General features: G+C 71.9%; 8 protein-coding genes. 6 read left to right on the forward strand and 2 right to left on the reverse strand.

All coding sequences use genetic code 11. The features are described 5' to 3' along the window. From ABZ749_RS25745 to ABZ749_RS25755, 3 genes are all read left to right on the forward strand, one after another. A partial coding sequence (locus ABZ749_RS25745) for a discoidin domain-containing protein (protein ID WP_357232184.1) occupies positions 1-1891 on the forward strand: 1891 nt, incomplete at its 5' end. 94 nt (positions 1892-1985) lie between these two features. Continuing rightward, positions 1986-2333 (forward strand): PadR family transcriptional regulator, encoded by a 348-nt coding sequence (locus ABZ749_RS25750; protein WP_357232187.1) that lies wholly within the window; start codon positions 1986-1988, stop codon positions 2331-2333. Next, positions 2330-3406: a hypothetical protein gene (locus tag ABZ749_RS25755; protein ID WP_357232190.1), complete on the forward strand. Its 1077-nt coding sequence runs from the start codon at positions 2330-2332 to the stop codon at positions 3404-3406. The genes ABZ749_RS25750 and ABZ749_RS25755 overlap by 4 nt, the downstream gene beginning before the upstream one ends. Positions 3407-3419: 13 nt before the next feature. Here ABZ749_RS25755 and ABZ749_RS25760 read toward each other — a convergent pair whose 3' ends face one another. Next, positions 3420-3776: a hypothetical protein gene (locus ABZ749_RS25760; RefSeq protein WP_357232193.1), complete on the reverse strand. Its 357-nt coding sequence runs from the start codon at positions 3774-3776 to the stop codon at positions 3420-3422. Between the two features lie 56 nt (positions 3777-3832). Here ABZ749_RS25760 and ABZ749_RS25765 point away from each other — a divergent pair, with 56 nt between their 5' ends. Then, positions 3833-4285 carry a MarR family transcriptional regulator gene (locus tag ABZ749_RS25765; protein ID WP_357232196.1) on the forward strand — a complete coding sequence of 151 codons (453 nt, stop codon included), beginning with the start codon at positions 3833-3835 and terminating at the stop codon, positions 4283-4285. Between the two features lie 35 nt (positions 4286-4320). On the opposite strand, the gene ABZ749_RS25770 is transcribed toward ABZ749_RS25765, so the two are convergent. Then, positions 4321-4815 (reverse strand): septum formation initiator, encoded by a 495-nt coding sequence (locus tag ABZ749_RS25770; RefSeq protein ID WP_357232199.1) that lies wholly within the window; start codon positions 4813-4815, stop codon positions 4321-4323. 102 nt (positions 4816-4917) lie between these two features. Here ABZ749_RS25770 and ABZ749_RS25775 point away from each other — a divergent pair, with 102 nt between their 5' ends. Together ABZ749_RS25775 and ABZ749_RS25780 are read left to right on the forward strand one after the other, a co-directional pair. Then, a complete protein-coding gene (locus ABZ749_RS25775) occupies positions 4918-5613 on the forward strand; it encodes a response regulator transcription factor (RefSeq protein WP_357232202.1) in 696 nt (231 codons plus the stop codon). Beyond that, the coding region (locus ABZ749_RS25780; RefSeq protein ID WP_357232205.1) for a HAMP domain-containing sensor histidine kinase at positions 5610-6897 on the forward strand (1288 nt) is incomplete at its 3' end. The genes ABZ749_RS25775 and ABZ749_RS25780, both read left to right, overlap by 4 nt.

Consider the following 6897-nt stretch of genomic DNA (forward strand, 5'->3'; position numbering starts at 1 on the left):
GCTGGACTACGGCAACGGCTGGTTCAACGGCGACGCCAACTCGGCGCTCTACCGCATCGAGTACGCCCGCGAGGGCAGAGCACCCGTCGCCAGGGTCTCGGCCACCCCGACCAGTGGCACCGCGCCGCTGACGGTGGCCTTCTCCTCGGCCGGCACCCTCGACCCGGACGGGGACCCGTTCACCTACGCCTGGGACTTCGACAACAACGGCACCACCGACTCGACCGCGGCGAACCCGAGCTTCACGTACACCACGAACGGGACCCGAAGCCCGACGCTGACGGTCCGGGACACCACTGGAAAGACAGCCACCGCGAGCGTGGTCGTCACTGTCGGGAACAGCGCCCCGGTGGTCACCGTCAACACCCCGTTGAACGGGCAGACCTTCACCTTCGGGGACGCCGTGCCGTTCTCCGTGACTGTCACCGACGCCCAGGACGGCGCGATCAACTGCGCCCGGGTGAAGGTGAACTACGTCCTCGGCCACGACTCGCACGGCCACCAGCTCGGCAGCGTGCAGGGCTGCACCGGGGTCATCCAGACCTCGAAGGACGGCGAGCACGACGCGGCGGCGAACATCTTCGGCATCATCGACGCCGAGTACACCGACCTGGGTGGAGGTGGCCAGCCGGCGCTGACCACACACACCCAGGCCGTCCTGCAACCTCGGGTACGCCAGGCCGAGCACTTCGGTGACTCGTCCGGCATCCAGATCGTCGCCGGGGCAGCGGGCAACGGCGGCGCGGCGGTCGGCTACGTCGACAACAACGACTGGATCTCGTTCCGCCCGTACAACCTGACCGGCGTCCAGTCGTTCAGCGCCCGGGTCGGCGCACCGGCCGGTGGCGGCGGCACGTTGGAGCTGCGGGTCGACTCGCCCACCGGCCCGCTCGTCGGTTCGGCCACCGTCACCTCCACCGGCGGGTACGCCAACTTCGCCACGGTCACCGGTGGGGTCACCGCCCCGACCGGCACCCGGACCCTGTTCCTGGTCTTCAAGGGCACCGGCCCGTACTTCGACATCGACGAGTTCACCCTCTCCACCAGCCCCGGCGGTCCCGGGCCTGATCCGGACCCGGACCCCGATCCGGAGCCGGGCGCCAACCTGGCCCGGGGCAAGCCGGCGCGCGCGTCCAGCTTCGAGGGCGCGTTCACCGCGGCGAACGCGTTCGACGGCGTGGCCGGGACCCGGTGGGGCAGCGCCTTCGGGGACCCACAGTGGATCGACGTGGACCTCGGCGCCTCGTACGCCATCAACCGAGTCAAGCTGACCTGGGAGGCGGCGTACGGCAGTGGCTACCAGATCCAGACCTCGCCGGACGGGGTCAACTTCACCACGATCCGTACGGTGACCGGTGGCGACGGTGGGGTGGACGACCTGACCGGGCTCAGCGGGTCCGGCCGGTACATCCGGCTCCTCGGCACCACCCGGGGGACCGCCTGGGGCTACTCGCTGTTCGAGTTCGAGGTGTACGGCGGCGGCGGTGGGACCGGTCCGCCCGGCGGCAACCTGCTGCTGAACAAGCCGACGTCGACGTCCAGCAACGAGGGGGCCGACGTGTCCGGCGCCCAGGCGGTCGACGGCAGCCTCACCACCCGCTGGTCGAGCACGTTCTCCGACCCGCAGTGGATCCGCGTCGACCTCGGCAGCCCCACCGCGATCGGTCGGGTCAAGCTGAGCTGGGAGGCGGCGTACAGCAGCGCGTACCAGATCCAGACGTCGAACGACGGCACCACCTGGACCACGGTGAAGACGGTGACCGGGGCCGACGGCGGCGTGGACGAGCACACCGCCCTCGGCGCCAACGGCCGCTACCTGCGGATCCTTGGCACGGCCCGGGGCACCGGATATGGCCACTCGCTCTGGGAGTTGGAGGCCTACGCCAGCTGAACCACCACCGATGACGTGGCCGGCACGGGGATCCGTGCCGGCCACGTTCGTTCACGGCCTTGTATATGCCGTCTATCGGTATATGCTCCCTGGCATGGCTGAGGCTCCACTGCGGGAACCGACGTTCCTGGTGCTCACCGCGCTGGCGGAGGCGCCCATGCACGGGTACGCCGTCATCGAGGACGTGCAGCGCATCTCCGACGGCCGGGTGCGCCTGCGCGCCGGCACCCTCTACGCCGCCCTCGACCGACTCCGCGCCGACGGCCTCATCGAGGTCGAGCGCGAGGAGGTGGTGCAGTCCCGACTGCGCCGCTACTACCGCCTCACCGCGTTGGGCGCGCGGCGGCTCAGCGAAGAGGCGGCCCGCCTGCGACACAACGCGGACGCCGCTCGGGTGCGGCTGCGCCGCGGCGGCCTACTGACCGACGGGGGTGCGGCGTGAGCGGCGACGAGCTGGAGCGCGGTTACCGGCGACTGCTGACCGTCTATCCCTGGGAACACCGTCGGGTGTACGAGGACGAGATGCTGGCCGTGCTCCTCGCCGGTGCGCGACCGGGTCAGCGGCGACCTGATGCCGCCGACGTGCGGAATCTGATCGGTGCCGGCCTGCGGGCGCGGCTGCGGGTGGGCGCACGGGGGTTCACCGAGCCGAGCTGGGCCGACGCGGCGACGGTGACCGGCCTGCTGGTCGGACTCGTCCTGCTGGCGTTCGCCAGCAAGACGCTGCTCGATCAGCTCGTCCGCGCGCCGGGCCTGCCGCCCGGGTTCGCGCCGAGAGGTCCGGATCTCGTCGACTGGCTGCGCGTCGCGGGCTGGGCGGGCGTCTGTGTCGCGGTGCTGGTCGGGTGGCGTTGGCTCGCCGCCGGTCTGGCCTGGGCCGGCGTGCTCGGCTGGGGTGCGCTCGTCGCCCCGCAGACCAGTGGCAACCCGACGTACGTGGCGGACATGCTGCCGCAGCTCGCCCTCGCCGTGGTGGGTGCCGCCGCGCTCACCGTGCCGGCGCCGCGTCGCCGGGCGATCGCGCTGCTGGGCGTACGTCGACTGCTGGCACTGGTGCTCGCGCCAACAGCGATGGTCGCGCTGTTGGTGGCGAACCGGGTGGGTAGTCCCACGTTCAGTTTCGTCGATGGGGTGTCCTACCAGGTCTTCTATGGTCTTGAGGCGAGCAGTGAGGTCGTTCTCTGGCTCTACGTCGCGGGCCTGGCGGCCGCCGCGTCGGCCATGGTGATCGCGGTGGCCACGCTCACTCCGGAGGTACGTCGACGGATCGTCGTCATGCTCCTGCCCGTGGTGGCCCTCGCCCTGGTGATCGACAGCGCCCTGGCCGGGTGGGTCACCTCGACGATGAACATGGGGCACGCCATCCCCCTGGTGCCGGCGCAGTGGGCGATGCTGGTGCTGGTCGCGCCGGTGACCTTCCTGGCCGGGGCGTTGCTCGTGCGACGTCGGGAGGAGACCCTGCGCATGGTCGCCCTCGGCCGCAACGCGGACCGTGGGCAGTCGATGGGTGAGTGAGGCGAAGGGCTGCTCATCCGAATGAGGGTCTGCTGTCACCTTCGCGGAACACCGCTCGGCTGAGGTAGTGCCGGGACTGCCGATCGAAGCTTTCGAGCAGATCACGGGCAGCGGGCGGGACAACGGAGGTTGACGGCTCGCCGCCGGTGAAGGCCGCCACCGCAGCGAAGTCGGCGAAAGTCATCGCGGTGAGAAATTCGCTGCCCTCGGCGGGATCCAGCTCCTGCGAGGAATGGCGCAGAACCCGAAGCTCCTGTAGCCCAGCCACGCCCCGGGCGAGGATCGCGGGCGCGATGTCCTGCGTCAACAACCGCTCGTAGGTGTCAGCGAGAGCGGGCTGCGTCCATCCGCTCCACAGTCGAAGAATCATGACAGTATGCTGTCATTGCAGTAGTAGGGTGTCAATCTTCCGGTAAGGTCCAGCCGGTGGAAGAACGCAAGCAGGACCGGGTCGGCGCCTACCGTCTGCTGATGGCCGACGTGTACGAACTGGCAGGCGAGTCCCGGCGCTCAAGCGAGGATCTCGCCCGGGAAGAGGGACAGACTGCCGCCCGTTGGCACGTGATGAGCGTGCTCTCCGACGGCTCCCGCACCGTCGCGAGTGCGGCACGCAGACTCGGCCTCGCTCGGCAGAGCGTGCAGCGGGTGGTCGACGACCTGGCCCACGCCGGGATGGTGGAGTTGCACGACAACCCCGATCACCGCCGCGCGCCACTCGTGACACTCACGGAAGCGGGGCGCGTCACGCTCACCAGACTCGTGAAGCGCTCGGACGCTGACCGCCGCGATGCCGTGGACCGAGCCGGCCTCAGCCTTAACGATCTTGATAATGCTCGCGCGACACTGCGGAGGTTGGTGGACGCCCTGCGGAGCCGGTAAACCGTCCGACATCCACCTCGAGCGCCCGCGGGTCGTCAGTCGTCGGCGACGGCCACCGGCTCCGAGCCGATGCAGCGCACCTTCAACTCGTACTCCCGGGTCGCCCCCTGGAACGTGACCTCGACGTCGTCGTCCGGGCCCCGGTCCACGTCGCGGACCCGGTAGCCCTGCGCGGGCGCCCAGGAGACGAGGCGTACGCCGCCGACGCCGCACTCGGCGACGGCAGTGCCGCCGTCGGTGGCGAACCCCCGGCGGGCCCCGGAGGTGGCGCTCGGCGCGGCGCTCGTCGTGCCCGGCGGGGCCGAGGCGGCGCCTGTCGGGGCCGAGGCGGCGCCCGTCGTGCCCGGTCCGGCCGTGGGCACCGGCTCTGGTGAGGCGAGGGCCCGCTCGATATCGGCCTCGCTGCGAACCCCACCCGGGGTGCCGGTGAGACTTTCGCCCACCAACCGGATCGCGCCCAGGCCGATCACTGTGGCGATGGCGGCGGTCGCGACCCACCCGGTGGCGACGAGGATCGAACGACGGCCCATCCCCTGACTATCCCCGATCCGTCCTTGTCGTCAGCACATCCGAACGCTAAGGCGTGGTTAACGTACGCGGCGTCGACGGTGGCAGCGGTTAGCCTGCCACCTGTGGCCCGCCTGTTGCTCATCGAGGACGACCTGACGATCCGTACCCCACTGATCCGGGCCCTGCGCGAACGCGGCCACGCGGTCGCGGCGGCCTCGACCGCGATGGCCGGGCTCCGCGACGCGCTGGAGGACCGGCCCGACCTCGTCGTGCTCGACCTGGGCCTGCCCGACCTGGACGGCCGCGAGCTGCTGCGGATGTTGCGCGCGGTCAGCGCGGTGCCGGTCATCGTGGCCACCGCGCGCGACGACGAGACCGAGATCGTCCGGGTGCTCGACGCGGGCGCCGACGACTACGTGGTCAAACCGTTCACCGCGGCGCAGCTCGACGCCCGCGTCCGGGCGGTGCTGCGGCGGGGCCCCTCCGGCGCCGAAGGGCAGGTCCCGGCGCTGGTTGTCGGTGGGCTCCGCGTCGACCCCCGGGCGCGGCAGGTGACCCTGGACGGGGTCGCGGTCGAGCTGACGCCCCGTGAGTTCGATCTGCTGCACCACCTCGCCGGCCGACCGGGCCAGGTGGTCACCAAACGTGAGCTGCTCACGGAGGTGTGGCAGATCCCGTACGGCGGCGCCGACAAGACCGTCGACGTGCACCTGTCCTGGTTGCGTCGCAAGTTGGGGGAGAACGCCCAACAGCCTCGCTACCTGCACACGGTGCGTGGTGTCGGGGTGCGTCTGGAAGCCCCGGCGGCGCAGCCGTGAGGGCGCGTCTCGCGCTGCTGGTCGCCGCGGTCAGCGTCCTCACCCTCATCGCGTTCCTGGTGCCGTTGGCGTTGCTGGTGCGCACCGTCGCCGAGGACCGGGCCACCGTGCGGGCCACCGCCGACGCGCAGAGCCTGGTGCCGGTGGTCGGCACCGCCGACGCGGCGACCATCCGGCTCACCGTCGAGCAACTCGCCGCGGAGTCAGGTCGACCGGTGAGCGTCTTCCTGCCCGACGGCACGGTGCTCGGCGCCCAGACACCGCGTACGCCCGCGGTGGCCCTCGCAGCGCGCGGACAGAGCCTCACCGGTGAGTCGGCGGCCGGCCGGGAGGTGGTCATCGCCGTGCAGGGCCGGGCGGACGGCACCGGGGTGATCCGGATCGCGGTGCCGCAGCACGAGCTGACCGCCGGGGTCACCCGGGCCTGGCTGGTGCTGGCGCTGCTCGGCGTGATCCTCGTGCTGATCGGGCTGCTGGTCGCCGACCGGCTGGCGCGCACCCTGATCCGGCCGATCAGCGACCTCTCGGCCGTCTCACACCGGCTGGCCAACGCCGAGCTGGACGCCCGCGTGACACCGGCCGGCCCACCCGAACTGCGCGAGGTGGCCGGTGCGCTCAACCATCTCGCCACCCGGATCCAGGTGCTCCTGGTGCAGGAGCGCGAACAGGTCGCCGACCTGTCCCACCAACTGCGTACGCCGCTGACCGCGTTGCGGCTGGAGGCGGAGTCGTTGCGTGACCCGGACGACGCCGCCCGGATCACCGCCGCCGCCGACGGGCTCGAACGCGCGGTCACCGGGCTGATCCGGCAGGCCCGGTGGCGGCACGCACCGGCGCAACCGGCCTCCTCGGACGCGGCGGCGATCGTCGCCGACCGGGTCGCGTTCTGGTCGGTGCTGGCCGAGGACACCGGCCGGGCCGTCACCCTCGACCTGACGCCCGGCCCTCTCCCCGTCGGTGTGGCCGCCGACAACCTGACGGCGGCCGTGGACGCCCTGCTCGGCAACGTCTTCGCGCACACCCCCGACGGGACGCCGTTCGCCGTCCGCCTCGTCCGTGAGGCGGGTGAGGCGGGCGAGGTGGTCCTCACCGTCGCCGACGAGGGGCCGGGCATGCCCGCCGGGGCGATCCGGCGGGGCGCCAGCGCGGCCGGGTCCACCGGCCTTGGCCTGGACATCGCCCGGCGTGCCGCGCAGGCCGCCGGCGGTCGTCTGGAGGTGCGGGCCGGCCCGATGTTCCACATCACCCACCGCGCCGACACCGACCGGTACGGCCGCTGCATCG

This window comes from Micromonospora sp. NPDC047753 (genome assembly GCF_040642735.1).
Taxonomy (GTDB): domain Bacteria; phylum Actinomycetota; class Actinomycetes; order Mycobacteriales; family Micromonosporaceae; genus Micromonospora.

Bases quoted from the DNA above. Each gene is read 5' to 3' on its own strand.
- ABZ749_RS25750 (WP_357232187.1), top strand. From the start codon at position 1,986: ATGGCTGAGGCTCCACTGCGGGAACCGACGTTCCTGGTGCTCACCGCG.
- ABZ749_RS25760 (WP_357232193.1), bottom strand. From the start codon at position 3,776: ATGATTCTTCGACTGTGGAGCGGATGGACGCAGCCCGCTCTCGCTGAC.
- ABZ749_RS25770 (WP_357232199.1), bottom strand. From the start codon at position 4,815: ATGGGCCGTCGTTCGATCCTCGTCGCCACCGGGTGGGTCGCGACCGCC.